Genomic DNA, 25,913 nt, shown 5'->3' with positions numbered 1-25,913 from the left:
TATTCAAAACCTAAAACATATCTATTTAGAATATGTCTAACTAGAACATAGCTTAATTAGAACGTAGCTATAATATAAAATAAAAGAAACCGAGGTGACCTATGATTTCTAAAGTTTTAGAACCCCGACTGGCCGATGTAGGTGGTATTCCCATTGCTAGATTGTTGCCAAATAAAGGTAAACGTCCGATTGGTGCGTGGTGTTTTATGGATCATGCCGGCCCTGCTCAATTTGCAGAAGGCGATGACGGTATGCAAGTAGGACGTCACCCGCATATCAACTTACAAACGTTTAGTTGGATGATTGAAGGTGAAGTGCTGCATAAAGATAGTTTGGGGAATGAACAACTGATCTCAAAAAATCAAGTCAACGTTATGACAGCAGGTACTGGCCCAGATCAAGGTATCAGTCATACTGAACAAAGTGTCTTTCCAGATACAGGCGGCTCTCAGGATGCGGAGCGCGCTATAAACATGGTTCAATTATGGATTGCACTGCCATTAGATCAAAAGATTGAACGTGGTTTTCATCATTATCCAAAGCTGCCAAGCTGGCAGTCTCAACATGCTGAGTTTGTATTAACCACAGGTAGCTATACCACCCCTACTGGTGAGCGTTATGAAGCGCCTACAATTCAATACTCCAAAATGGTCGGTGTCGATGTTAATTTAATCGAAGACACTGAAGTGACGCTAACCTTAGAGCCGGGTATGGAGTACGGTATATTGATGGTGATAGAGGGCATCGAATACCAAGGTGCTCAGTACGAGCAAAATCAGTTGATTCGTTTCGATGAGGTGACAGAGACGACCTCTGTGACAGTGCGTGGTAAAAAAGGCACTCGTTTTATGCTTGTTGGCGGCGAACCTCTCAATCATAAAGTACTACTATGGTGGAACTTTGTTTCTGATAATAAGCAAGATATTGAACAGGCCATTGAGGATTGGAACAACAATCATCCCCGCTTTGGTAATGTTGATTCAGAATTAAGACGCTTAACCGCACCCGATCTACCTGAAGGTTTTAAAGAATAATTTGTAAGCAGAGCTTAACTTATATACATTAAGGTTAGCTAAGCTTACAAAATTATAATAGCAGTTTCATAGCAATGTCTTATAGTTATACAATTATAAGACGCAGCCTAAGTTTAAGCTGGCAGTCGTACTCTCACAGTCTTAAATATAGAGCAGCTTATTTGATTTATACCGCTACTAAATTTGGACGTGATACTTTCAACATAATCAGTTTTTAAACCAAAAGCTATTTTAAACTTAAAGTAGTTTTTAACTTGAATTAGCTTTTAAACTTAATAATTTAAATCAAAATAATAAACGGAGAATTATAATGTCAGATTTACAAACTTTTCATAAGCTTGCTGAAGCACGCCGTTCTATATATGCCTTAAACGATCAATTGCCCGTAGATAAAGAGGAGATCGTAAAATTAGTAGAACACGCGATCTTGCACACCCCTTCAGCCTTTAACTCACAATCTACTCGTCTAATCGTATTATTTGGTGAAGATCATAATAAACTATGGCAAATCACTGAAGACACGCTTCGCGGTATTGTCAATGATGATGAGAAATTTGAAAGCACTAAGCAGAAAATTGATGGCTTTAGAGCGGGTGCAGGTACTGTACTATTCTTTGAAGATCAAGAAGTAGTTAAAGAGTTACAAGAAAACTTTGAGCTATACGCGGATCGTTTCCCAGTTTGGTCTGAGCATACCAGTGCTATGCATCAATACGTTATCTGGACAGCATTAGCAAGCTTAAATATCGGCGCCAACCTACAGCATTATAACCCAGTGATCGACGATGAAGTTGCTAAAACTTGGAATGTAGATTCTAACTGGAAACTTATCGCACAAATGGTATTTGGTGGCATTGAACAGCCAGCAGGCGACAAAGAATTCAAACCACTTGAAACTCGTTTAAAAGTATTTGGTAAATAATTTAACTGATTATTAGTACCAAACCTAATCAAGTTCTAGTACTAAATTAAAAAAGCAGCTCTAAGTAGAGCTGCTTTTTTTGCGGCCAAATATTGTTTATTTAATCGGTATTAAACGCATCACTATTTATTAATACTAATGAATAAGAAATTTAATATAAGAGATGTCCGATTGTTGGAGATAATTATAAAAACACCTTACCCTTTAGCCTGACGTTTAGCGCCTTGCTTTTGAAACAAGGCAATAAAGTTACCTGTTGTTTGCGGAAAAATATTGGCAACTTTCGCCACAACACCGCGGCTTGCGGGCATGACGATTTCAAGTGGCCGCTTAGGCAGTATGGTGTCTAAAATAGTCTCAACGATTTCCTCGACAGTAAGTGTGCGATTACCTGAAAATGTTAAAGCCGCTTGCGCCTTGTCTTTTTGCTGATCAAGCATGGGGGTCTGTACTGCATCTGGGCACAGTGTGGTTACAGCAATACCATATTGCTTAAGCTCCATGCCAGCGGCTAATGAATAAGCACGTACGGCATACTTACTGGCGCTATATAAAGACAAGCCTGGTACTGGTGAAAGTGCGGCGAGCGACGCGACATTTATAATGTGCCCACCTCCTTGATTACGCATGGCAGGTATCACACTTTGAGTGCCATATATCGTACCTTTGACATTGATATCAAAATGTAAATCAACATCATCTGGAACCACAATATCGGTTATCCAGTTGTCTTGTAAAACGCCAGCAACGTTACATAATACGTCAATGGTTTGCCACTGGGCTAATACTTTATCTACCATAGCTTGCCAGTCATCAGGCTTACTGACATCAAGCATGTGCAGTATGAGGCGCTCGGCTTCAATGGATGAGGCATACTCTTCTTGGGCATACCGAGTTTGTAGCACCGTATGATTAATATCACAGGCACATACATTATGACCTTTATCCAGTAGCTGTTGGCATAATGCAAGTCCAATACCTGATGCCGCCCCAGTTACGATATAAGTTTGCGCCATAAGCCACCTCTTTTGGTTGGTTTGGTTTTAGGAACAAATGTACCGAATTCTAAATTGCCCATACGCGTGGTTGGTGCAGTTCCTGGAAAGAGATAATAACCTGCCGACTCAGAAGAAAGCGCCATATTATAAAAGCGCTCATCCTTTGGATAAGGCCCTGCTACTGTCTTTTCTTGAATCATGGATAAATATTGGTCTACCCCAAATTCCAGCGTATTACCGTTTAGTACCACCTCAGCGCCAGTGGTTCTAGCATAACGTGCTAGCCCCTTAATTTTGGAGTGCTGCGGCGCATACGAATCCATACTAACCCCATTTTCTGAGGTCACAAGCAGGCCTTGATCGGTGTGTGCGACAATCGAGTGATTGCCTTCTGTATGGCCTTTGGTGCGCATAAGCGCAACCGAACCATCGCCAAGTAACACATCACCATCTAACTGCACCACTCGGCTTGCATCCACCCCAGTTATGCCCTCTGGGCAGTACCACTGGCTTTGCCATGGTAATAATGCCTGTGTACTTTCCCACTCCTCTCGCATTACCAGAAGCTTGGCATTAGGGAAGATCGCAGAATAATCTTTTCCTCCAAGCCAGCGGGTAATATTTTGCGTATGCAAATGATCGTAAGTAATATAGTCAACATCCTCAGGCGCAAGTCCCAACTTCTCAATGGCTTTAAGCACAGTATGACGTGGGCGTGCCATAAGCTTTTCAGCAGGACGGGCAAAAACACCTGCATCTTGTATCATATGATAAAAATAAGGCGTCTCTGATTGAGTTTCCCAGTCAGAAGGACTGACTAATAATGTTTTTAGACCCTCGCTACTGTTAAATTGAATGACAAATAGCTTATTACAGATATGTAAGTAAGGAGTCGGTAAGTCAAACGCATTGAGATATGCGTATTTTGTAGGATAGGGCACGCGAATCAGCTCAAAGGTTTTGTAAAACTGTACTTTAGGATTTGACAACATGGCTTTACGAAAGTCTTGTGCCGCACCGCGCACCTCTTCTACACGCTCTAATGGCTTAACTGCATCTCTTGAGGATTTAAACTGGTGAAAAGGGTGGATAATACTCATGTAACCTCCTTATTAAATGGATCATCCTGACACGCTATTAATAATTTTATTAATAACTTTATAATACTTCTTACCTATAAAATACTACCTGCCGCATTGCAATAAAAGCTTTTTTAATGAGCGCTAGGGTTTTTAAAAGTTGACCGTAAAGAGCATACTGTACAAACGCTTAATTAAAGAGCTCAATGATAGCAGCTTAAAACGGTACAGGACTCTCCCACGCCATCCATGTATTCATAATGGGGTGTTTTAGACGCAGCTTATGTGCATGTAGATTAAGGCGGGGTGACAGTGCAAGTGCCTCGCCTTCTGCATAGATAGGATCGCCGATTATCACATGACCTAGATGCAGCATATGAACTCGAAGTTGATGACTTCGCCCAGTAATAGGGTGCAACGCAACACGAGTCACTGGCGCGCCTTGTCGCAGCTCATGATGCAGCACTTCGTAACGGGTTAGCGCATGCTTTTTCCAAGTTGGATCAGCAACGTGCTTTGGTTTAATACTAGGCTCATAACGTACAGGTATATTAATCTCACCTCTTTTACCGGGCGTGGCTAATGTACCTTGGACGACTGCTTGGTACTCTTTTTGTGGAATGCGCTCAATAAACTGTTTACTAATATGCGTTTGAGCTGGTTTATTTTTAGCAAAAATCATCAGCCCAGACGTGTCCATATCTAAGCGATGAATCAGCTTAACTTCTGGATTGGCATGTTCTAATCGTGATAACAAGCTAACTTTTAAATCTTTACCATCGATACTTAAAAGACCAGCGGGCTTATCCACTACCAAAATATCATCATCTTCATACACAGTAACGCGGGTCATAAACTTTTTAAAAAATTGAGCATCATACTGCGTCTCTTCTTTATTAAGCTGATTTACTTTATCTATAGATATCACCATGTTAAGTCACGCATTTTTTATGTTAAAGAATTAAAGGTTAAGGGCTATAGATCAATTCTATCTTGTCCAAAGCTTTAAACGTCTAAGTATACCATCAATCTAACTGATACCAATTATTAACCTTACTTAACGGGCTTAAGACAAAAGCGGACTCAATTAATGCTAAAATAGCAGTCATGAGATTAATTAAAAGGGGTTAAATAGTGTCTGTTATTTAGATAGATTTTTGATTTTATGGATTTTATTTTAGTCACTAGTAAGTTTGTGGCACTTGCATTTATATTGTAAAAATATGATGTAAAAACAAATCTTCTTCAATGCTTTTTAAATCATGCGCTTTATAACCCCTATTACACTTAGCATTCTATTTTTTAATACTTATAAGGATTAATGTATGTCAGATTTAATCGTAAATACAACCGATGCAAATTTTGATAAAGATGTGCTTCAGTCAGATGCACCCGTATTGGTAGACTTTTGGGCAGCATGGTGTGGTCCATGTAAAGCCATAGCACCCATTCTAGAAGATATTGCTCAAGACTACGACGGTAAAGTGAATATCGTTAAAGTTGATGTGGATGAAAATCCAGAAACCGCCAGTCGTTTCGGTATTCGTAGTATCCCTACTTTAATGGTCTTTAAGGGTGGCGAGAAAGTAGATACAGTTATGGGTCTACAGCCTAAAGCCGACTTGGTTGCTTTACTTGATAAGCATCTGTAACGCTTAATATAGCTTGCTTAATTGTAGCTCGTCTTGATTAAATAGGCCTACATTAAATGCTTTTAATGTAGGTAGCGTAATGTAAGTAGTGTAATTTAGATTGAGCTAGGTTTGCTAAATCATAGTAGCAAGCAAATATAAGTGATGATCAGACGATCATCGCTTTTATTTTTGCACTTTTTTTAATTAAATAGCGGTTATTACCTTATATTATCCCTATTAAATGCTAGTACCTGTTGAACAATCAGTATTTAATATATTCGAAGCATATAAGGACTTATTTGTCACTTCAATAAACGATATTAAGTATGACATGCAAAAAAGCTTAAAATTATTATAAAAAGTGAGTAAAAATCAGCTTCTACCCAATAAAAACATTGACATCTTATAACCAAACACCGTATAGTTTGAGTCCTAGAGAATATCTATTGTCAGTTACTATCACTTTGCAAGTATCAATTTTATATCTATTGCATTATTGCTCTTTTTATCAATACCTGTTTAGTTGCATACTTCTTTGATTAATCCATATATTATTATAACCCTACTATCAAACCAGCTGTCTTTATAAACTATAGACCATCGTTCTTTGGTTGTATTTATAATAAGCTCGTAGTGTTAACTCAGTGGCCTAATTAAGAAGATGACAATATAATTCTGTTCTCTTATTCTTGCATGATCTTATATCCCATCTGTATCAGATAAAGTATAACTATTTAAACGATAAGCTCGGGATACCTGTTTATTAAAATAGTATCTTTAAGGATTTAAACCTATTCTTAGCTCAATAACCTTAGTCTGAAACACTTTATCTAAAACGCTTAGTCTAAAGTAACCCTTAGTCTAAATTACTTAACTTGAGCTGGTAGTCTTATTAAGCGGTGCCACTGTCTGACTTTTAGATAACCTATCTGATGAAACAGGGTAACAATCTTGCAAAAGAAAATGCTTCGATGTGACATGCTTTAATGCGATATAAACACAACAATAATATGCCTACCATTTATTTATTGGTCTCGACTCTGCCTGTGTAACGATAACAACTATCGTACTCACTTTTTAATGATGACATATGCCTAGTAGCTGACTATGACTCAAAGACCCTCAAAAAATACACAACCATCAAACGAAACCTCTATGAACCTGACTGAACTAAAAAAGAATTCCGTTTCAGAACTGCTAAAAATTGCAAAAGAAATGGGCCTCGATAACCTTGCCCGTAGCCGTAAGCAAGATATTATCTTTGCTATATTAAAAAAACATGCAAAAAACGGTGAGGCCATCTATGGAGATGGTGTCCTCGAAGTTCTTCCCGATGGATTTGGTTTTTTGCGATCTTCTGAGGGGTCCTATTTAGCAGGACCCGACGACATTTATGTGAGTCCAAGTCAAATTCGCCGTTTTAGCTTAAAAACTGGTGACTCTATTGCTGGTACTATCCGTCCACCAAAAGACTCAGAGCGTTATTTTGCGCTATTAAAAGTAGGCGAAATCAACTTTGATACACCAGACCGCTCACGCCATAAACTTATTTTTGAAAACTTAACGCCTTTATTCCCAACCGAACAGCTAAAGCTTGAGATGGGTAATGGCACATCCGAGGATTTAACGGGTCGTGTGATTGACCTTATTGCCCCTATTGGTAAAGGTCAGCGTTCTATTATCGTTGCACCGCCAAAAGCTGGTAAAACGGTTTTATTGCAAACCATCGCTCAATCTATTACCCGCAATAATCCTGAATGTTATTTGATCGTATTGCTCATTGATGAGCGCCCAGAAGAAGTGACCGAAATGCAGCGTACCATACGCGGCGAAGTGGTTGCTTCTACCTTTGATGAGCCGCCACAGCGCCATGTTCAAGTTGCTGAAATGGTTATTGAAAAAGCCAAGCGATTGGTTGAGCACAAGCAAGATGTGGTGATTTTATTAGATTCAATCACGCGTTTAGCACGTGCTTATAACACGGTAGTACCGTCCTCAGGTAAAGTATTATCAGGTGGTGTAGATGCCAATGCTTTGGCACAGCCAAAACGCTTCTTTGGTGCTGCTCGAAATATCGAGGAAGGCGGCAGTTTAACTATTATTTCGACGGCGTTGATTGATACTGGCAGTAAAATGGATAGCGTTATCTTTGAAGAATTCAAAGGAACGGGTAACCAAGAGATTACACTTGAACGCGATCTTGCAGAAAAACGTGTCTTCCCAGCTATTAATATTAAGAAGTCTGGTACACGCCGCGAAGAGCGTTTGATTGATGAGGACACACTGCGTAAAGTTTGGATTCTGCGCAAACTTCTTCAGCCTATGGATGGTGTCCAAGCCACGGAGTTCTTACTAGATCGTTTGAAAGAAGCCAAAACAAATGATGACTTCTTTGAACAGATGAAGCGTAAATCACAGAACTAACCCCTTTTGTTAACATGTTTGATGTCCGTTAAATAAATTAAAGCCTGCTAACTTAAGCGTTAGCAGGCTTTTTTAGATTTGAAGCACTATTAAAAGAAGACTGTTTAAATAGCGCCTGAAAAGGTATCACAGTTTCGCACGTCGCCAGTTTCAAGTCCTCGCGTAAACCAGTTTACCCGCTGTTGACTGGTACCATGCGTGAAATTATCAGGTACTGCGGCTCGTCCGCTTGATTGCGCTAAGCGATCGTCGCCGATTTGACTGGCAGCATGTAACGCCTCATCAATATCACCCTCTTCTAAAAACTGAACGCGCTGCTGATTTCGGTTTGCCCAAACACCGGCGTAGCAATCGGCTTGTAACTCTTGGCGAACTGACAATTCATTACCTTGAGCCTGACTAAGTTGACGTCTTGCTTCATTTATCTTCTGAGAGGTTCCCATTAATGTTTGTACGTGGTGACCGACTTCGTGTGCAATAACGTACGCTTGTGCAAAATCTCCTGCTTTACCTTGGTTTTCAGCATCACCAGAGCCTTGCTGATCGCCTGCAATACCTAAGTTTTGGCGCATTTCAGCAAAAAATGAGGTGTCTAAATATACCTTTTGATCGGCAGGACAATAAAAGGGACCAGTTGCTGCGGTAGCACCGCCACAGGCTGAAGTAACGGTACCATTGAACAGAACCAGTTGCGGTTCACGATAGGTACCACCTAACTCTTGGAAGATTTGATTCCATACCGCTTCAGTATCCGCCAGTACCACAGAGACAAATTGTGCGTCTCGGCTATCATCATCTAAGGGCTGCGTCGCTGTCGATCCTCCCCCACCAGTTACTGATTGGCCTGTTTGAAATGCCGTCATTGGATTCACACCAAACACTAACCATAGTACTAAGCCAATAATAATGCCGAAAATTCCGCCACCTGCGGCCTTGCCACCACTCATTCTGACATTTGAGCTACCTCTTCTACCGCGCCATTTCATAAGGTTTACCTTTTTTATAAGTTTTCAATTTAAGATTTTGATCTTGTGACTCAATGTTTTCGCAACTTTTTGGTTACATGATTTTTATTTTACATTATTGTATTTGAAAATTATTGACTATGATATTTAAGTTTAATGCAATTATCTATAGTTGTTTATTATCTATAATCTTATATAACATGCTTAACTGAAAATCTACTATCAATACACTTATGATAAAATCATCATAGGCTTTAAGATAAATTTAATAATAAATTCAAATTCTCAACTAAATTCAGCTTTTAAACCTTTATTTACAGTAGATTTAAAAATTTCGTTAAGAATTGTATCTAAATTTAAAGTTTAACAACATTTACTTTAACTTGTAATATCTGTGTTGTATAATCGCCCACGAATACTGACGCTACATAATTCATTGTTCATATTAACAGTTAATTAGTAAGCTATATTACTATATCTAGGTTAATATAAATTATCTGCAATGATTAATGCCGTTAGTAATATTTCACTTTTTTGGAGATTAATTATGAAACTTAAAGCACTTGCACTATCAGGTCTTATGGCTGCTACAATGGGTTTAACTGCTTGTGATAGCGCTAAAGAAAACGCTGTTGAAGATATCAACGACGCACAAGAAGAGCTCAATGATGCTCAAGAAGAGCTAAATGAAGCTGCTGCTGAAGGCGTAGCAGTTACTACAGAACAAGCTGAATTAGCAGACGCTGAAGCTGCTGCTGCTGAAGCAGAAGCTGCCGCGGCCGCTGGTGATGTAGAAGCTATTGAAGAGTCTAACAACATTGCTGCTGGTGAAACTGATGCTGCTGTCAACAATGCTATGGACGCTGCTGATGATGTTACTCTAACTGACGAAGTTGTTGTTGAAGAAGAAACAGTTGTTGCTGAATAAGCTATATCTGAATATTTAGTTGTTTATTAAATGATAATTTTATATAACAACTAGATATTCTATAGCAGTCAATAAAAAAGAGAGCCTAAAGGCTCTCTTTTTTTTGGTGCTTTATTTCTATGCATTGGGTTTCTAGTACATAGGTTTTATAACAACTGGGCTTCAAACAATCGGCTTGATGCTCAATTAATTGTTCATTTAATAAATCATTAAAGTGTTTATTGGATTCCAATCTAATTACTCAGCAACCAACTGCTTTTCATCTACTTGACGGCGTAATTTTTGTCCAGCTTTAAACGTAACCACACGACGCGCGCAAATTTCGACCTCTTCACCAGTCTTAGGGTTTCTACCAGGTCGGCTCTTTTTATCTTTTAAAATAAAGTTGCCAAACCCTGATAACTTGACATCTTTACCGTTTATCAAATTATCGTATATCTCATCAAAAAATGAATCAACCAGCATTCGCCCTTGCTGTCTAGTGAATCCAAACTTATCCATCAAATGCTCAATAATATCTGCTTTTGTCAGTGTCATGACTACGTCTTCCTTTTCGTTTAAATCATTAATTTTTAAGTTTAAATTAGATTATTTTTTTAAGCAATAAGTTTATAGCTTCCTGCCATAAACTTTAGTATAACTAATCACTAAATTAATTAAAAGACAAGTCTAACTGTCTCTTAATTGTGCACCGTGCTCGTCCTGAAGCGCTGTCACAACGTTTTGCATGGCTTTATTTACCACCTCATCAGATAGAGTTTGCGCATAATCTTGCCAAACTAGACCAAAAGCAACTGAGCGCTTACCTTCTGGCGTGTGCTCACCCTGATAGACATCAAATAACCAATGTTGCTGTAGTAGCGCACCACCTGCTTCACGTATGGTTTGGGATAGCTGTTGACGCGGAATATCTGCATCGACTAACAACGCAATATCTCGTCGTACTTGAGGGAATTTTGAAGGACTTTGGATACTATTGGTTTCACGTGCTAATTCTAAAATCGGTGTCAGCGCTAACTGTGCTACCCATGTTGTTGGTAGATCAAATGCCTGCGCGGTATTTGGATGTAGCTGACCAAACCAACCAATACGCTTCTGATCTATAAATATCTCAGCACTTTGTCCAGGATGTAAAAAAGCCATTTCGCTACGCTGATAGCTTACTCTTGACTCATCAATTGTGCTTGGCAACAGCTGCTCAACATCATTTTTGAGATCAAAAAAGTCCATCTCCCGATTATTATGCGCTTGATCGGGGTAAACATCACCTGTGGCTATTATCGCCATACTTGTGGTTTGCACCAACTCATCTATAGTTGCACCCACAAAACTTAACCCCGTTTCAAAAAAACGTACTCGGGTCTGCTGACGGTTTAAATTATACTGCACACAAGGTAGAAGACTTGATAATAATGTACGGCGCATGACGGCCAGATCAGACGAAATTGGATTGGCTAATGCCAATACATTACCTAATCTAGAATCGTCGAGTATGTGCTCAATTTTTTCATCACTAAAACTAAAGCTGATTGCTTCCATATAGCCTGCATCAACCATCTTAAGTTTCAATCGATGCGTTAAGTCAGCCGTATCATCATAGCGCATATCTACCCTAAGCTTAGGTAAGACGCTTGGAATATTATCATAGCCATAAATACGTGCAATCTCTTCGATTAAGTCTTCTTTAATTTCTATATCAAAACGGTGGCTTGGCGGCATACAATGCAGCACTGCACCGTCAGCTTGTTCGGATTGTTCGACGTTGATATCTAAAGCTTTTAGGATCTCGATGATTCGATCTTTTGGTATATCTATACCAATGACATCTTTAACTTTACTCAACGGTAGCATGACAGCGGTACGTTTTGGTAGCTTATCTACGTGCTCAGCGGTAGTGATATTGCCTGCCTGAGCATTTGCAACCGTGGTAATAATATTCACAGCGCGATTCAGAGCGTGTAAAGGTAGCTCAAAATCTACCCCACGCTCAAATCGCTGGGAGGCATCGGTATGTAGCCCAAACCGGCGCGCACGACCTGCGATAGTAAGAGGTGAGAAGAACGCACTTTCTATCACAATATTAGTTGTTATATCAGTGACACTGCTACGCTTACCGCCCATAATACCAGCGAGCGCAAGAATACCTTTATCATCAGCGATAACAAGCTCATCACCTTTTAGTGTAACCGTCTGCTCATTTAGCAGCTCAACCGTTTCTTCTTTCGTCGCCAATCGTACCGTGATGTCACCGACAATTTTATCAGCGTCAAAAGCATGTAACGGTTGACCCAGTTCTAGCAACACATAATTAGTAACATCTACCAAAAAGTTATGCGTACGATGACCGCTTTGTAATAAAGCATTTTGCATCCATTCTGGGGTATCTACACTGCGATCAATATTATGAACAGGTTGCGCAAGATAGCGAGGACAGGCATCGGTAGCAGTAACATTAACCGCTTGGCTGACGTTAGTAGTGGACACCGATGCAGTTACCTCAGGCCCATTTACAGCTAAATTATTAATGACGCCTATCTCACGCGCAATACCGCGTACGCTAAAACAATCCCCGCGATTTGGGGTGATAGAGATGTCTAAAATCTGATTGTCTAACCCAAGATACTGACGAATATCTTCACCAATGGGCGCATCCTCTGCTAATTCAAGCAAACCATCAACCACATCAGGCAAATCAATTTCGGAGGCGCCGCATAGCATACCTTGGGACTCCACGCCGCGTAGTTTGCTTTTTTTAATTTTGAACCCTTTGCCATCTTCGGTGGGCAATTTAGCGCCTATCGTTGCAACAGGTACGCGCATCCCCACTTTAACGTTTGATGCACCGCAGACAATTTGTAAAGGCTCATTTGTATCAATATTTACCTGAGTAACACGCAATTTGTCAGCATCGGGGTGCGGCTCAACCGATATGACCTCACCGACTACAACGCCGCTAAAATCAGCCGCTACGGATTCAATTGCATCAACTTCTAAGCCAGCCATAGTCAGTTGGTCAGCCAACTGCTGGGTGTTGTTATTAGGATTTACCCACTGACGTAACCATTGTTCACTAATTTTCATAGAATACTCGAAAGAATTTTCAGTTTTATTATATATTTTAAAAGATACGCTTAGCCAAACTGGCGTAAGAAGCGGACATCGTTTTGGAAAAATAGACGTAAATCATCGATGCCGTAATACAACATTGCAAAGCGCTCAATTCCCATACCAAATGCAAACCCTGTGTATTTGTCGCTATCTATACCGCAATTAGTCAAAACTTTTGGATGCACCATGCCGCACCCCATTACCTCAAGCCATTTACCATTGTCATCTAATATATCGACTTCGGCAGAGGGCTCTGTAAACGGGAAAAAAGAGGGGCGGAAACGAACCGTTAACTGCTTACCAAAAAAGGCTTCCAAAAATTCATTTATTAGACCTTTTAGTTCAGCAAATGTCGTATGCTCAGTCACCATCAATCCCTCAAGCTGGTGGAACATAGGAGAATGGGTTTGGTCTGAGTCGCAGCGATATACGCGGCCCGGACAGATAATACGGATAGGCGGCTCACCTTGCTCCATAGTACGAATTTGCACAGGGCTGGTATGTGTACGCAGTAGATAGTGTGCATCAAAATAAAAAGTATCGTGCATGGCGCGCGCAGGATGATGCGAGGGGATATTTAACGCTTCAAAATTATAATAATCACTCTCTACCTCTGGGCCTGTGGCGACATTAAAGCCTGCTTGCATAAAGAACTGCTGCATACGCTGGGCTGTCATCGTTACAGGATGCAATTGGGCGTTTTGCTGACCGCGTGCAGGTAGGGTGATATCGATACGCTCAGCATTTAGTTTAGCTTCTAATGCTACCTTTTCAAGGGCTTGCTGCTGCATATTGAGCGCATCATTAATTTTGGTACGTACTTGATGTAGCCAGCCACCGACTACTTTTTTACGCTCGGCATCAAGCTTACCCATTTGCTTTGACCAACCGGTAAGCGCACTTTTCTTACCCGTTAAATTGACACGCATTTGTTGTAAGTCTGAACTGGTTACAATCTGCTCAACAGCTGTTTGTGCAGCGTTCGCATAATGCTGTAGGTCGTCTTCATTTAATTCATTTAAGACATCGCTTAAACGTGGTAAATCGTTTATAAGATCAGTCAAACTGCGTGTTGGTTCAGAGGCCGGATTAGAGTCTTGGTTTGTTGTGCTGTCAGGTTGAGTCATGTAAGCGTTCTCAGAATTATTAGCTAAGGTCATTCTTTTAAAATTATTGGATGTGAAAACAACAATATGAACGTCTAATGTGATGAGCGTCTTTTGTTGTATCAGTCGTATTGTGTTGTATCAGTTGTATAAGCTATCTTTAGTGAATAAAGAATTATATTAATGCATGCAGGGTGTGGCGCATAATAGTATTGCTGAATGTCGTTTTAATTATCTGTATTGAACCACGTGCTTAATTGTAAGCAAATCAAACGAAAAAAGCCATCGATACGATGGCTTCTTTCAATACGAAAACAACAATAGTTTAATTACTATCTATAAAATGCTAATTAAGCTAAAGCTGCTTTTGCTTTTTCGGTTAGTGCTGTGAAAGCAGCAGCATCATGCATAGCGATATCGGCTAATACACGACGATCGATTTCGATGTTTGCTTTTTTCAAGCCATTAATAAAACGGCTATAGCTTAAACCATTTAAGCGTGCACCAGCATTAATACGTGCAATCCAAAGACGACGGAAAGTACGTTTTTTGTTACGGCGATCACGATATGCATATTGACCAGCTTTAGTAACTGCTTGTACAGCGACACGATAAACTCTTGAACGAGCGCCATAATAACCTTTAGCGCGCTTTAAGATTTTTTTGTGACGACGGTTTGCTTGAACACCACGTTTTACACGGGCCATAAGATACTCCTAATAATATTTTTTGCCAGAACTTACATAGATCAATAAGGTATAAATTAATAATGACTAATATAAGATCGTTGAATTAAATGGGTTTATAAATAAGGACACATACGGCGAACCGCAGCTACATCAGCAGCGTGTACCATCTTAGTACCACGTAATTGGCGGATACGTTTAGGAGACTTTTTGGTCAGAATGTGACGTTTGAACGCTTGCTTACGCTTGATGCCATTAGCAGTTTTCTTAAAACGCTTAGCAGCACCACTTTTAGTTTTCATTTTAACTTTCATAAGAACCTCTTATTCTTTGTTGTTAATGTCAGTTTATCAAAATAGGTTTATTAATATGAGCCAATGAATATGACTTTATTAATATCTCTCATCAAGGATTAACATAATATTATATCCTTTTAATCTATTTAAACACCGACCTATAACAGCGAAGGGAAAACCTGTTCGTCAGTGTATATAGGGCGTCTTTTAAGCTATTTTTATAGCGTTTTGCTATATAAAATTAGAGCAAATAGACCTTAAATAACACTGCCTTGAGGTGGGAAACGCGTATTGTATCAGAAAACAATATATTAACCAATACTATTTGCCTCTTATGAACAGGTATATATACAGTTATATAAACTGCCCTATGCTTTTTATTGAATTACTGATTTATAAGTTGTTGCTTATATAGTCATGTCACCTCATCAAAAGCTTTTTATAAAACGCAATCTCTATAGTGATGAAATGCTTATAAACCTATATACTAGGGCGTGTCTTCATTTGAAGCTTTATAATTTATGGGCTAAAAATGACTATAACTTCGCTAAACTGTGTCTAATTTCAAGTTAATATATGTATATTATCTGCGAAACTATCCTTGATTGACAAAAATCTATCTAATTTTTAGCCACATAATCCAATTGAAGACACGCCCTAGGCTCGTTAAAAAATGATAACTAAAACCTGATCTATTAGAGAATACTTTATGTCTAATACTGCCCCTCAACCTGTGGATACCTATGATAAAAACTCATCATGGCTCGACGCGGTTAGCTTTAATTCAGCTGGGTTAGTGCCTGCTATTGCACAGGACTATGTTACTAATGACATCCTTATGATGGCCTGGATGAACCGTGATGCTTTAGCGCTTACGGCTAAGACCAAAACTGCGGTGTATTATTCTCGCTCGCGCGCTAAACTTTGGCACAAGGGGGAAACCTCAGGACATACGCAGCGTGTGCATGATATTTATTTAGACTGTGATGCTGATGTCATTATTCTTAAAGTAACACAGATAGGTGATATAGCCTGCCATACAGGACGCAAATCTTGCTTTTATCGTAAACTAGACTTGTCCTCTCATGCGCCCGATTGGCTAATAGACGCCCCTGTTTTAAAAGACCCAAATGAGATTTATGGCCATAAGAACCAAAATGATAAGCATGGGGACGAGAACGATGCTGCCAGCACAAGCAAACAACCTTTCGGCGTCATGCCCGATGCGTTAATGAATGAGGCCTCGACTCATAACGTTCGTGACCATTTACGCCAAAACATTGATCATGCCTCAATTCTTAGTCATCTAGACCAAATCTTGGCTGAACGCAAACAAGCAGACGCAGATTCTTCTTATGTGGCAAGTTTATATGCCAAAGGCATAAATAAAATCTTAGAGAAAGTGGGCGAAGAAGCGGTTGAAACCATCATCGCAGCAAAAGATTTAAATATGGCCAACCAGTCCTTAAAGATTACGCATCATGATAATCTTAAAGATAATAAATTACAGGATAGTGGCTTATTAGTTGACAGCGGTTTATTAAATGAAAAAGGCACAGACAAGCCGGCACTAGAACAAGACTTAGTTTACGAAATTGCCGATGTTTGGTTTCATACCTTAGTGACTTTGGCATGGTTTGATATCGACTCAAATCGTATTTTGGAAGAATTAGCACGGCGCTTTGGTATATCTGGTATTGATGAAAAAAATAGCCGCACTCAGTAAACCTAAACTAAAACGCACTAGCAAGCTTTAGAACAAATTAGTTTAGAACATATCAGTTTAATACGCCTAGGGTAACTAGACTCTAAATAGTTTAACGCAGCGAAACAGTAAGGTTTGCCGCACTTTATAGTCAAAGAAGTCTAAAATGGTTACAAGGCAACCGAGCGCAAGTACTACTTATATATGCTTAGCAAGGCTGACGCCGTAATCGTCTAGTACGTCTCTGACTATAGTTTAACTTTAATAGTACCTAGTCATACAGATAATTAGGTATCATAGGGTAATAAACCTTCCATATGGAGGGCTGATTAAATAAAAGGACAAGACTATGAGCTTATCTCCAATGCAGTTGTTGATCATTCTTGGTATTGCCATTCTTATTTTTGGTACCGCGAAACTTAAGAACGCTGGTAAAGATTTAGGCGGGGCGGTCAAAGGCTTTAAAGATGCCGTGAAAGACGAAGATGAAGCGCATCTTAATAATCATAAGATCATTGATCACGATAGCAATGCTAATAATGCTAATAATAAAGTCGACGCCGGTGTCAGAGCCGATGATGTAAAAGTTAAAACAGATGATTATCAAGCCTAATTGAGTTTTATTTAACCCTAGCTTTTATGCAGTGATAGGAAAATAAGCGGTTATGTTTGATTTTAGTTTTTATGAGTTTATGGTGCTTGGTATCATTGCACTCATTGTACTCGGCCCTGAAAAATTACCTCAAGCGGTTCGCACCATAGGCACTTACTATGCTAAGTTTCGCCGAACGGTAGGCACGTTAAAAGCTGAAATGGAAGCTGAACTTGATTTGGCTGAAACACGCCAACAGATGGAAGCTGAGCTTGCTAAAATCAAAAAAGCAGAAGCTGAAATGCAAAAAGAAATGGCTCAAATGCGTGGTAATATGCGCGAATTTGAGCAGCAGCAGAACTCACAACTAAAAGCCACGGCGCAAGCAGCGGGCACAATAGCGGGTTCTGACTCTGACATTCGTTCTGGCATTCGCTCTGATATGAGCGCTAATATTGACTCTGATATCGGATCTAATACTAAATCTAAAACCGGTTCTGAGACCACATCTAAAATCGGATCAGTGACTGATACTGAACGTACCGGCGACAACAGTACTCTACATCCTCCCGAAACTGATTATAGCTATGGGTCGTATGAACCCTCAGATGTTGAAGCAGCGCTGGAAATGACGCGACCATGGGAAAACATGTGGTTCTTATTAGGCGATTACGACCGAAAAAAGAGATGGCCGCCAGCGCCATTTTTGCCAAATCATAAAGCAGACGCTTTGCTATATCAGACAGACACGAATGCTGCTTCTAATACCTCACAAACGATATCTCATACGCTATCTGGGACGAAATCTGCGATGCCACTTTCGAGCCATGAGGTGGATTCATGAGTTCGATGGATAAAAAAACCAAAGCGCAAGACGTGAAAGTATCGTATGAGCCCAGTCAGCCAGCTATAGACAATCAGTCACGCCCGGAAAGTTACGATACACATAACCATCACGGTGAGCAGACGAGCGAAACCGAATCATTAACGGATATGCCGCTCACTGAGCATTTAGTGGAGCTTAGAGCACATCTTATTAAGATTATGGCCGTCATCGGTATTGTGTTTTTAGGACTGGTTGGATTTTCCAGACAGTTATACGATTTTGTCTCTGAACCCTTGGTTGAGATATTATCATCCACGTCCACTATGATTGCGATTGACCCTGTCGCAAACTTTACCGCCCCTATTCGTCTGACGTTATTGGTTTCGATATTTATTGCCATACCCTTTATTTTGTATCAAATCTGGTCCTTTATCGCCCCTGGCTTATATAAGCATGAAAAGCGCATTGCGGTACCTGTTTTGCTCTCCTCTATTGGACTGTTTTATACGGGGGTTGCTTTCGCCTACTTTATTGTTTTACGCCGCGCGCTAAGCTTTTTGATTAAATTTGCCCCCTCAAACGTCATTCCTATGACAGATATTGAAAGCTATTTGACCTTTGTCACTAAGATGCTCATGCTGTTTGGTCTCACTTTTGAGATTCCTGTGGTGGTGCTAATTTTAGTGCTGACAGGCGTGGTGTCGGTTGCTACCTTATCTAATCAGCGTCGTTACGTCATTGTCGGCTGTTTTGCTGCATCGGGCGTATTGTCTCCACCTGATGTACTGTCTATGTTTTTGCTCGCGCTACCTATGATTTTGTTATTCGAATTTGGTCTGCTAATGGCGAAAGTGTTGGTTAAAGAAAAAAGAAAGCATCGAATTTAATCATCGAACTTAAAATCATCGAACTTAAGACTCAGTGGACTTTAAATATCTTAAACATAGGAAGCCTCTTATTCAAAGCACATCCGCCCGTAAAAATATATTAAAAATTCAATTTTCGAGACAGACTCCTTATTCGAGACAGGTACTCTTTTTTGACTCACATACCTTGTAAGCCCCTTCATGTTTACCATCGTGATGTCTCCTAATTCGAACAGTCCATATTGGCTGTAATGAGCAGTCTTTAAACACATAGTCTGCTATAATAGTCGACCGTTTGGCGGATCGTTTAACTGGCTCAATACCTTCGAGTTTTGACGTAAACGCACGCTATACCGCCCTATGTACTCCCTAATTAATCAACAGGAACACCATGCTTGCAAACGTTCAGTCAAACCAAATGCCAGCTTATATGAGCGACCCAACAGATGAGCAATTGGCCGCTTTGAATATGGCAATGGATGGCAAGTCGTTCAAAGTTGTGGCTTACGCTGGTGCAGGTAAAACCACCACCCTTAAGCTTATTGGTGAGCGGTTGCGAGGTCGCGGTTTATATCTTGCCTTTAACAAAGGCATTGCGACCGAAGCCAAACAAAAATTTCCCAGTCATGTGGATTGCCGTACTTTTCACTCCCTTGCTTACCGTCATGTCCCCCGTGATATTACTGCAAAATTATCCCTCCCCCGCTTTTCTCCAAAACGTTTGGGGGATGATTTAGGTCTAAGAGTCATCCAAGTGCGTCGTCAAGTTGAAGGAAAAACCAATTACGTCCAGTTAACACCTGCGCGTCAAGCTCGATTTGTCAGTGATGCGGTCAGCTATTTTTGTAGTACACACGCAAGCTACCCTGCGCCAAGACATTTACAGTTTCCAAGTTGGGTAAATGAATCTGATGAAGAGCAGCTACGTGAGATTCTCTACCCTGCTGTTGAAAAGCGCTGGTTGCAATCGATTGATTCCCGCCACCCTGCAGGTATAGGGCATGATATTTATTTAAAAATGTGGGCACTTTCCAAGCCTGCTATACCCGCTGACTTTATCTTATTTGATGAAGCACAGGACGCAGACCCTTTGATGATGGGGATATTGACGCAGCAGCCCCGTCAAGTTATCTATGTGGGTGACGCGCACCAACAAATTTATGAATGGCGCGGGGCGGTGAACGCCATGAAAAAACTACCCTTACCGCAAACTCTATTGACCCAATCATTTCGCTTTGGTGAAGATATTGCAGACGTTGCAAACTTGATTTTAAAAGCGCTACAAGAAGAGGTGCCGCTAAAAGGAAACCCGAATAAACAATCCACGACCAAAAAGCTGGGTATTAAAGGTAAAAAAGACGCCATATTGTGTCGTACCAATGCGTCAGCCATGGCACAATTGCTCACTGGGCTCAAAAATGGTCATAAAGTCGCCTTGCAAGCTGACTCTGATAGAATGCTTAAATTTTGTAAAGCAGCTGAAAGCCTAAAGGCAGGAAAATCTGCATACGGTGTTCCCGAGCTGGCTTATTTTTATAACTGGGGCGATGTGCAAGATTATGCTGAAACGAATGAAGGGAGTGATCTTAAAACCTTAGTAAAGCTTATTGACGATCATGGTACCGATGTACTCACCAAAGCCGTAAACAGCTTGACGCATGTTCGAGATGCAGACTATGTCATCTCTACCGCTCATAAAGCCAAAGGTCTTGAGTGGGATAGTGTTCAGCTCGATGATGACTTCTATTATGATGTGACCACTAATGGCATCAAAGTAAGTCCTGAAGAATTACGCTTATTATATGTGGCTTGTACAAGAGCGCAAAGTAACCTCGATATCCATAATATTAGCAATTTAATATCAGGGCTTAAATCGGGTAAAAAAGTTATTTATGGGTCTTAAATTTCAATTGGCCTTCAAGTTGGCCTTCAAGCAATCCATTTGTTTTCAGACAGCGTGGTTTTAAAAGCACCTGTATCAATAGATAATAGTTCATTGCTAAAATCATCAATAGTTTAAATATCAGTAAGTTAGATACCCTTACTATTATCCCATTATCTACCTGTACCTTTATGTAATTCTATGTCCTTTTTTAATCAGTCTCTTACCAACCCTAGTTTTGCTCAGCATTTTTTTGCAGCCCCTGTACGCTTACTTGCGCCTATGGAGGGGCTTACTGACCCGTTAATGCGACAAATATTAACCCAAATCGCCAGTGATTTAGGGCGTCCTTATGATTGGTCAGTGAGTGAGTTTATTCGAGTCACGCAGCATGTATTGCCTAACCATGTTTTTTATCGCTTTGTTCCAGAACTCAAAACGGACAGTAAAACTCAAAGTGGTACCCCTATTCATGTACAGCTACTTGGTAGCGAGCCTGAGCTGATGGGTGAAAATGCGCTAGCTGTATGTGATCTGGGCGCACCCGCTATTGATTTGAATTTTGGTTGCCCTGCCAAGACGGTCAACAATCACCGCGGCGGTAGTGTACTACTTGAAGAGCCTGCGTTAATGCGTGATATCATTGCCGCAGTGCGAGACAAAGTACCTAATAATATTCCAGTTTCGGCAAAGATACGACTCGGTTATACCGATACGGATAATATGGACTCTATAAGAAGTGCGATTGCAGATAGCGGTGCAGACTGGCTAACGATACACGCCCGCACCAAAACGCAAGGATACAAACCGCCAGCGTACTGGGATAAAATTGAGCGCTTTACTCAGCTTCCTATTCCAGTTATTGCTAATGGTGAAATTTGGAATCGTGAACAGGCTCAGAGCTGTATAGACAAATCCAATACCGAACACCTTATGTTAGGTCGTGGCGCAGTGACTCGACCAGATTTGATCGCTCAAGTAGATGGTATGCAACGCGATTTGGCGTGGCAGAGTCTGATAGCGTATCAGATTGAATTTTTAAATGGTGATGCTAAGAATGATACCGTATTGGTTGGACGATATAAACAGTGGCTAGGTATGCTTAGTAAAGGCTACACTGAAGCGAGAACCTTATGGGAGAAAATCAAACGTATTCGTGAAAAGCAAGTGATTATTGAATTACTAAAACAACAAAATTAGGCTTTATAAATTCAGGCTTAAATAATCAGCCACCCATCATCTCTTATCGACAACATTTAAGTCGCCATTCTTATCGAAAGATAAAACAACATAATACAGCACACCATCGATAATCCCCAAAGAATAGAGCGAAGCGTTGGTAAGTTTATAATATAAGCGATGCCGTAAAACACCCTTAGCGATACATACAATACTGCCAAATAATTAATCACCATTTGCGGCACAAAAAATAGCATCGACACTATCACCGCTGCCAAAAATATAGGCAAACTCTCAAAGCTATTTTGCTGTGCTGCATTAGCGCGTGCTGCATGCCCCTCATACTGATTAAGCCGTGCCCGGGGATGAGCGTTGTCTTTAAAACTAAATCCACCCAATGCCTTAGCGATGATGGCAAATAGCAGAGGCAACACACTGGCGATGATCATCGACCAAATTGCGGTACTTGGAGAATTCGGTATTAATGTAAATAACCAGCTCATGTGTTTTCCTTTTACTTGTCTAGCTTCACTTGTTGTCCAGCTTTACTTGTCTTGCCTAGCGGGTACTGATCAAACTGTTAAGCACACTCATCTTTAGCCAAAGATTAATCGCTATATACGTATTTAATAATAAAGCTTATAGGTCAACTATGACATTGTGCTCTTTATAAACAAGGGTCATTATGCTGACCTCTATTCGATAGTTTATGCGTCCATATTTAAGACAACCGGATTTAAGAGACGCTGACTATGCTATAGGCATTGTTATGCGCTTAATTTAATACTCTATCTTATCCGTTTATAACGTCATAACTGTGAGTTATATGCACGCCTCCAGCGGCTAACATTTTACTTGCTGAACAGTATTTTTCTGCGGATAGCTCAACTGCTTTGGCAACTTGTTTGTCTTTGATGTCGCTGCCTGTAACGATAAAATGTAAATGAATATCAGTATATACCGCAGGCACTGAATCTGCACGTACTGCTGATAATTCGCAGCGCACATCATTGATGTTTTGGCGACTTTTTTCTAATATACCAACCACATCGTAGCTTGCACAGCCTCCCAAACCCAACAGTATAAGCTCCATTGGACTGGCGCCCTCAACTTTATTGGCATCAATATTAACGCGTTTGCCTGAGGGCGCTGTACCAATAAAATGTCTATCTTGTTGCCACGTCACCTCACCTTGTAATGGCATTTGTTTTGGCTCAAGATTGGGAGTGTCGTTATTCATAGAATATTCCTAGTTAGCGTAATTGGTCAGAGTAATTAAACAAGTATATTTAGTAAACGCGCAGCCGTTAGACACCTATTAACTTTAAAAGTCTTTTAGTTTTGTTATGCCTTATTATAAAAAATCTGCAAATCGAATAAGACAATCAAAACAAGATAATCCAGCTTAAATAGAGTCGAAGAAGTCTAAAATGGTTACAAGGCAACCGAGCGCAAGTAGCAATTAATACTAAGGCAGGAGTAGGCTTAGCGAGGTTAACGCCGTAACTGTCTAGTAGTTCGCTGACTATAGATAACTGCTATTATAAACGTCAAAAAGGTTAGACAGTACCCTGTTTAACCTTTTATTTGCATCACTAAAACATTTACTATATACAGTTAGCTGGTGAGTTAGCTAATAAATATATGAAGAGTAGGGACTTATGGATTAAAACGAACTACTTAGCTCAATAAATACACTCGTCGCTTCATCATCATCACCTGAGGCATGCGACACCCCCGCACTGGCGATTATTTTATCAAATTTACGCGCCAAGCCTAACGTGACGTCGATACTTTCATCATCTATACTCGCTGTGGGCGTTGTAAAGATCATATCAGAGACCGTATTCAAGCGAGTTTTGAGCTCTTCATGGTCATCATCAATCTGCTTTTGAAAGCTAATATCGCCAAATAGGTTGAGGTTATCATCCACATAAGTATTGGCCTTAACCCCTAAGGCACCATACACGGTATCGTACTTTTGCTCATCAAACTGCATGCCAACGGGGTCGCTCATATCCGCATCTCCAAAAGCATCCAGTGTCACCCAACTTACTGACGCCCCTAGATAAGGCGTGAACGTAGTATTGGTAAACTGCGCTTTGTTGCTAACGCTTATCGGATAGCCTGCTTGGACGGTGGCAAAATACCGCTCGCCACTTGTTTCAGTTTGATATTGGCGGGTGTAATTGTCTAAGGTAACCTGACGGTTAAGATCCATATCCAAATCATCATAACCTATGGCTGCACTCAATTGTATATTCGCAATGTTTTGTCGGTGATACAGCCCCAAGCCCAATTCATCAAAATCAATATTATTAATACCTGATCGAACACTACTATCTAGCTCTGATTGACCCATGCGCGCATACATACCGCTAGTAGCATGTGGCATATTATTATGATGAAAGTCTACGCCCAGTAGTAGCTGCGTATTCCCGCTACTCTCGAACCCTGCCACATCAAGTGCGTTCACATCTACCGATGCCCATACTTCAGGGCCTTGTTCATTATGAGTTATTGACCCTTGTTGAAGCTGATTGATGTGATTTTGTACACGCTTGTTGGTTGCTAAACCTGACTGAGTTGCAATATGGGGCAATAAGCCCACTTGGCTTGGTGTGGTCACTACAGAACTTGCAAAGTCGGCTATCATACGGTGCGCTCGTCCTGTAGGATGGATGCCGTCTGCAAAGAAATAGCTGTTATTGGCATCAGGTTCAACCAAGTCGTCTGGCCCACAGGTTAAAGAACTAACCTCCCCACATGCCTTGTCTGTCACATTTGTATAGCCATATGCAGCGGGGTCTTGAGAGACTTGTTGCAACAGGGAGAAAGTATCTAAAGGTATAATATTGGCCCCTGTTGCTTTAGCGCCATCATATAATGCTGTGTTGTACTGAGTAGCAAACTGAGTGCTTAAGTTTTGTACAAATTCTCCCTCTGCAATCGCATTAGGGGTCAAACCAACATCAGGTATATTAGGTACCAAAATATAGTTGGCACCATTTTGATCCAATCTCTGGATAATCCCAATCTGATCTTGTGTGGCCTCAGTAATAATACTATTGGCATTGCCCAAATCCTGCACAACAGATAATAAATCGTTGGCACCAATCCACACTGTATATAGCCCATCGCTGTCAACGGTATTGGTGGACAAATAGTCATCCAATTGACTTTGCGCAGACGCCACGGTGATACCCTCTCTTTGGACATCAACACCCGCTCGCGCTCCGCCGATGGCATAGTTATTAATATCACTATTGGCGTCGGCGCTATTCGTACCTATCGTATTAGGAACAGCTGTTAAGCCTAATTGCTCTGCGAAAGGGGTTGCCCATGTATTATCTGGGTTGGTGGTGAATTGACCTGCATTATCTTGCGATAACGTGGGTTTGAAGTAGCCTCCATCTGTCAGACTGTCACCAAAAAATGTCAAGCTACTGTATTCACTGGCATAGGCAGTGCTACATGCTGCCATTGTTACAGCTAATATAGCTTGCGACAATTTCTTGATAGTTGGATAAACTTTATTGTTAGCATCTAAATCACGACGATTCGCCATGATGGACTTTGCTATAGCTTTATTAGTCGTTTTGGTTAAATCCGTAGAGGTGTGATCTATATTGGAGTAGGTAGATAGCTTAGAAATATGCTTTGGCATCTCGACTTCCTTGTCA

At 40.5% G+C, this 25,913-nt stretch carries 23 protein-coding genes; 11 read left to right on the top strand and 12 right to left on the bottom strand.

The annotated features are described in order from the left end of the window. The first annotated feature begins 101 nt into the window (after positions 1 to 101). Both AC2SLP_RS05750 and AC2SLP_RS05745 read left to right on the top strand, forming a co-directional pair. On the top strand, positions 102 to 1,034 hold the full coding sequence (locus AC2SLP_RS05750) for a pirin family protein (RefSeq protein WP_486535691.1): 933 nt from the start codon (positions 102 to 104) through the stop codon (positions 1,032 to 1,034). A 310-nt stretch (positions 1,035 to 1,344) separates the two neighbouring features. After that, positions 1,345 to 1,956, top strand: a complete 612-nt coding sequence (locus AC2SLP_RS05745; protein ID WP_486535689.1) for a nitroreductase family protein — start codon at positions 1,345 to 1,347, stop codon at positions 1,954 to 1,956. A 197-nt stretch (positions 1,957 to 2,153) separates the two neighbouring features. Here AC2SLP_RS05745 and AC2SLP_RS05740 read toward each other — a convergent pair whose 3' ends face one another. The 3 genes from AC2SLP_RS05740 to AC2SLP_RS05730 all read right to left on the bottom strand — a co-directional run bounded on the left by AC2SLP_RS05740 (position 2,154) and on the right by AC2SLP_RS05730 (position 4,964). Further along, on the bottom strand, positions 2,154 to 2,972 hold the full coding sequence (locus AC2SLP_RS05740; protein ID WP_486535688.1) for an SDR family NAD(P)-dependent oxidoreductase: 819 nt from the start codon (positions 2,970 to 2,972) through the stop codon (positions 2,154 to 2,156). Next, the gene (locus tag AC2SLP_RS05735; RefSeq protein WP_486535687.1) at positions 2,951 to 4,054 is read right to left on the bottom strand and encodes an MBL fold metallo-hydrolase; all 1,104 of its coding nucleotides are present in this window, start codon (positions 4,052 to 4,054) and stop codon (positions 2,951 to 2,953) included. The genes AC2SLP_RS05740 and AC2SLP_RS05735 overlap by 22 nt, the downstream gene beginning before the upstream one ends. Positions 4,055 to 4,250: 196 nt before the next feature. Further along, on the bottom strand, positions 4,251 to 4,964 hold the full coding sequence (locus AC2SLP_RS05730) for an RluA family pseudouridine synthase (RefSeq protein ID WP_486535686.1): 714 nt from the start codon (positions 4,962 to 4,964) through the stop codon (positions 4,251 to 4,253). 394 nt (positions 4,965 to 5,358) lie between these two features. Here AC2SLP_RS05730 and trxA point away from each other — a divergent pair, with 394 nt between their 5' ends. Next, complete coding sequence (gene trxA, locus AC2SLP_RS05725; RefSeq protein ID WP_486535685.1) at positions 5,359 to 5,685, top strand: thioredoxin; 327 nt, start codon at positions 5,359 to 5,361, stop codon at positions 5,683 to 5,685. 1,137 nt (positions 5,686 to 6,822) lie between these two features. Next, positions 6,823 to 8,091, top strand: a complete 1,269-nt coding sequence (gene rho, locus AC2SLP_RS05720; protein ID WP_486535780.1) for a transcription termination factor Rho — start codon at positions 6,823 to 6,825, stop codon at positions 8,089 to 8,091. A gap of 104 nt (positions 8,092 to 8,195) precedes the next feature. Here the strand turns inward: rho and ypfJ are convergent, their stop codons facing one another. Then, on the bottom strand, positions 8,196 to 9,077 hold the full coding sequence (gene ypfJ, locus AC2SLP_RS05715; RefSeq protein ID WP_486535683.1) for a KPN_02809 family neutral zinc metallopeptidase: 882 nt from the start codon (positions 9,075 to 9,077) through the stop codon (positions 8,196 to 8,198). A 526-nt stretch (positions 9,078 to 9,603) separates the two neighbouring features. Between ypfJ and AC2SLP_RS05710 the strand changes: the two genes are divergently transcribed. Beyond that, positions 9,604 to 9,984 carry a hypothetical protein gene (locus AC2SLP_RS05710; protein ID WP_486535682.1) on the top strand — a complete coding sequence of 127 codons (381 nt, stop codon included), beginning with the start codon at positions 9,604 to 9,606 and terminating at the stop codon, positions 9,982 to 9,984. A gap of 237 nt (positions 9,985 to 10,221) precedes the next feature. Here the strand turns inward: AC2SLP_RS05710 and AC2SLP_RS05705 are convergent, their stop codons facing one another. The 5 genes from AC2SLP_RS05705 to rpmI form a co-directional block, all read right to left on the bottom strand. Beyond that, positions 10,222 to 10,521, bottom strand: coding sequence for an integration host factor subunit alpha (locus AC2SLP_RS05705; RefSeq protein WP_486535680.1), 300 nt, complete (start codon positions 10,519 to 10,521; stop codon positions 10,222 to 10,224). Between the two features lie 132 nt (positions 10,522 to 10,653). Beyond that, entirely contained in the window at positions 10,654 to 13,065 is a 2,412-nt protein-coding gene (pheT, locus tag AC2SLP_RS05700; protein WP_486535679.1) for a phenylalanine--tRNA ligase subunit beta, read from the bottom strand. A 50-nt stretch (positions 13,066 to 13,115) separates the two neighbouring features. Next, positions 13,116 to 14,219 carry a phenylalanine--tRNA ligase subunit alpha gene (gene pheS, locus AC2SLP_RS05695; protein ID WP_486535678.1) on the bottom strand — a complete coding sequence of 368 codons (1,104 nt, stop codon included), beginning with the start codon at positions 14,217 to 14,219 and terminating at the stop codon, positions 13,116 to 13,118. A gap of 329 nt (positions 14,220 to 14,548) precedes the next feature. Beyond that, the gene (rplT, locus tag AC2SLP_RS05690; RefSeq protein WP_007394884.1) at positions 14,549 to 14,905 is read right to left on the bottom strand and encodes a 50S ribosomal protein L20; all 357 of its coding nucleotides are present in this window, start codon (positions 14,903 to 14,905) and stop codon (positions 14,549 to 14,551) included. Positions 14,906 to 15,000: 95 nt separating this feature from the next. Beyond that, complete coding sequence (gene rpmI, locus AC2SLP_RS05685; protein WP_486535677.1) at positions 15,001 to 15,198, bottom strand: 50S ribosomal protein L35; 198 nt, start codon at positions 15,196 to 15,198, stop codon at positions 15,001 to 15,003. Between the two features lie 691 nt (positions 15,199 to 15,889). Between rpmI and hisI the strand changes: the two genes are divergently transcribed. The 6 genes from hisI to AC2SLP_RS05655 all read left to right on the top strand — a co-directional run bounded on the left by hisI (position 15,890) and on the right by AC2SLP_RS05655 (position 22,251). Further along, entirely contained in the window at positions 15,890 to 16,906 is a 1,017-nt protein-coding gene (gene hisI, locus AC2SLP_RS05680; protein ID WP_486535676.1) for a phosphoribosyl-AMP cyclohydrolase, read from the top strand. Between the two features lie 328 nt (positions 16,907 to 17,234). Further along, on the top strand, positions 17,235 to 17,498 hold the full coding sequence (gene tatA / locus AC2SLP_RS05675) for a twin-arginine translocase TatA/TatE family subunit (RefSeq protein WP_486535674.1): 264 nt from the start codon (positions 17,235 to 17,237) through the stop codon (positions 17,496 to 17,498). A 52-nt stretch (positions 17,499 to 17,550) separates the two neighbouring features. Next, positions 17,551 to 18,321: a Sec-independent protein translocase protein TatB gene (tatB, locus tag AC2SLP_RS05670; RefSeq protein WP_486535673.1), complete on the top strand. Its 771-nt coding sequence runs from the start codon at positions 17,551 to 17,553 to the stop codon at positions 18,319 to 18,321. 149 nt (positions 18,322 to 18,470) lie between these two features. Continuing rightward, positions 18,471 to 19,190 carry a twin-arginine translocase subunit TatC gene (gene tatC / locus AC2SLP_RS05665; RefSeq protein ID WP_486535779.1) on the top strand — a complete coding sequence of 240 codons (720 nt, stop codon included), beginning with the start codon at positions 18,471 to 18,473 and terminating at the stop codon, positions 19,188 to 19,190. Between the two features lie 370 nt (positions 19,191 to 19,560). After that, complete coding sequence (locus AC2SLP_RS05660; RefSeq protein ID WP_486535671.1) at positions 19,561 to 21,072, top strand: UvrD-helicase domain-containing protein; 1,512 nt, start codon at positions 19,561 to 19,563, stop codon at positions 21,070 to 21,072. Between the two features lie 180 nt (positions 21,073 to 21,252). After that, on the top strand, positions 21,253 to 22,251 hold the full coding sequence (locus AC2SLP_RS05655; RefSeq protein ID WP_486535670.1) for a tRNA dihydrouridine synthase: 999 nt from the start codon (positions 21,253 to 21,255) through the stop codon (positions 22,249 to 22,251). A 56-nt stretch (positions 22,252 to 22,307) separates the two neighbouring features. Here AC2SLP_RS05655 and AC2SLP_RS05650 read toward each other — a convergent pair whose 3' ends face one another. From AC2SLP_RS05650 to AC2SLP_RS05640, 3 genes are all read right to left on the bottom strand, one after another. After that, positions 22,308 to 22,733, bottom strand: a complete 426-nt coding sequence (locus AC2SLP_RS05650; RefSeq protein WP_486535669.1) for an MAPEG family protein — start codon at positions 22,731 to 22,733, stop codon at positions 22,308 to 22,310. 290 nt (positions 22,734 to 23,023) lie between these two features. Then, complete coding sequence (locus AC2SLP_RS05645) at positions 23,024 to 23,470, bottom strand: OsmC family protein (RefSeq protein WP_486535667.1); 447 nt, start codon at positions 23,468 to 23,470, stop codon at positions 23,024 to 23,026. A gap of 426 nt (positions 23,471 to 23,896) precedes the next feature. After that, on the bottom strand, positions 23,897 to 25,897 hold the full coding sequence (locus AC2SLP_RS05640; RefSeq protein ID WP_486535666.1) for an autotransporter domain-containing protein: 2,001 nt from the start codon (positions 25,895 to 25,897) through the stop codon (positions 23,897 to 23,899). Positions 25,898 to 25,913 lie beyond the last annotated feature (16 nt).

Source organism: Psychrobacter sp. CX21, from assembly GCF_057396255.1.
The sequence above is the reverse complement of the archived record's forward strand: the minus strand, read 5'-3'. Positions and strand labels throughout refer to the sequence as shown.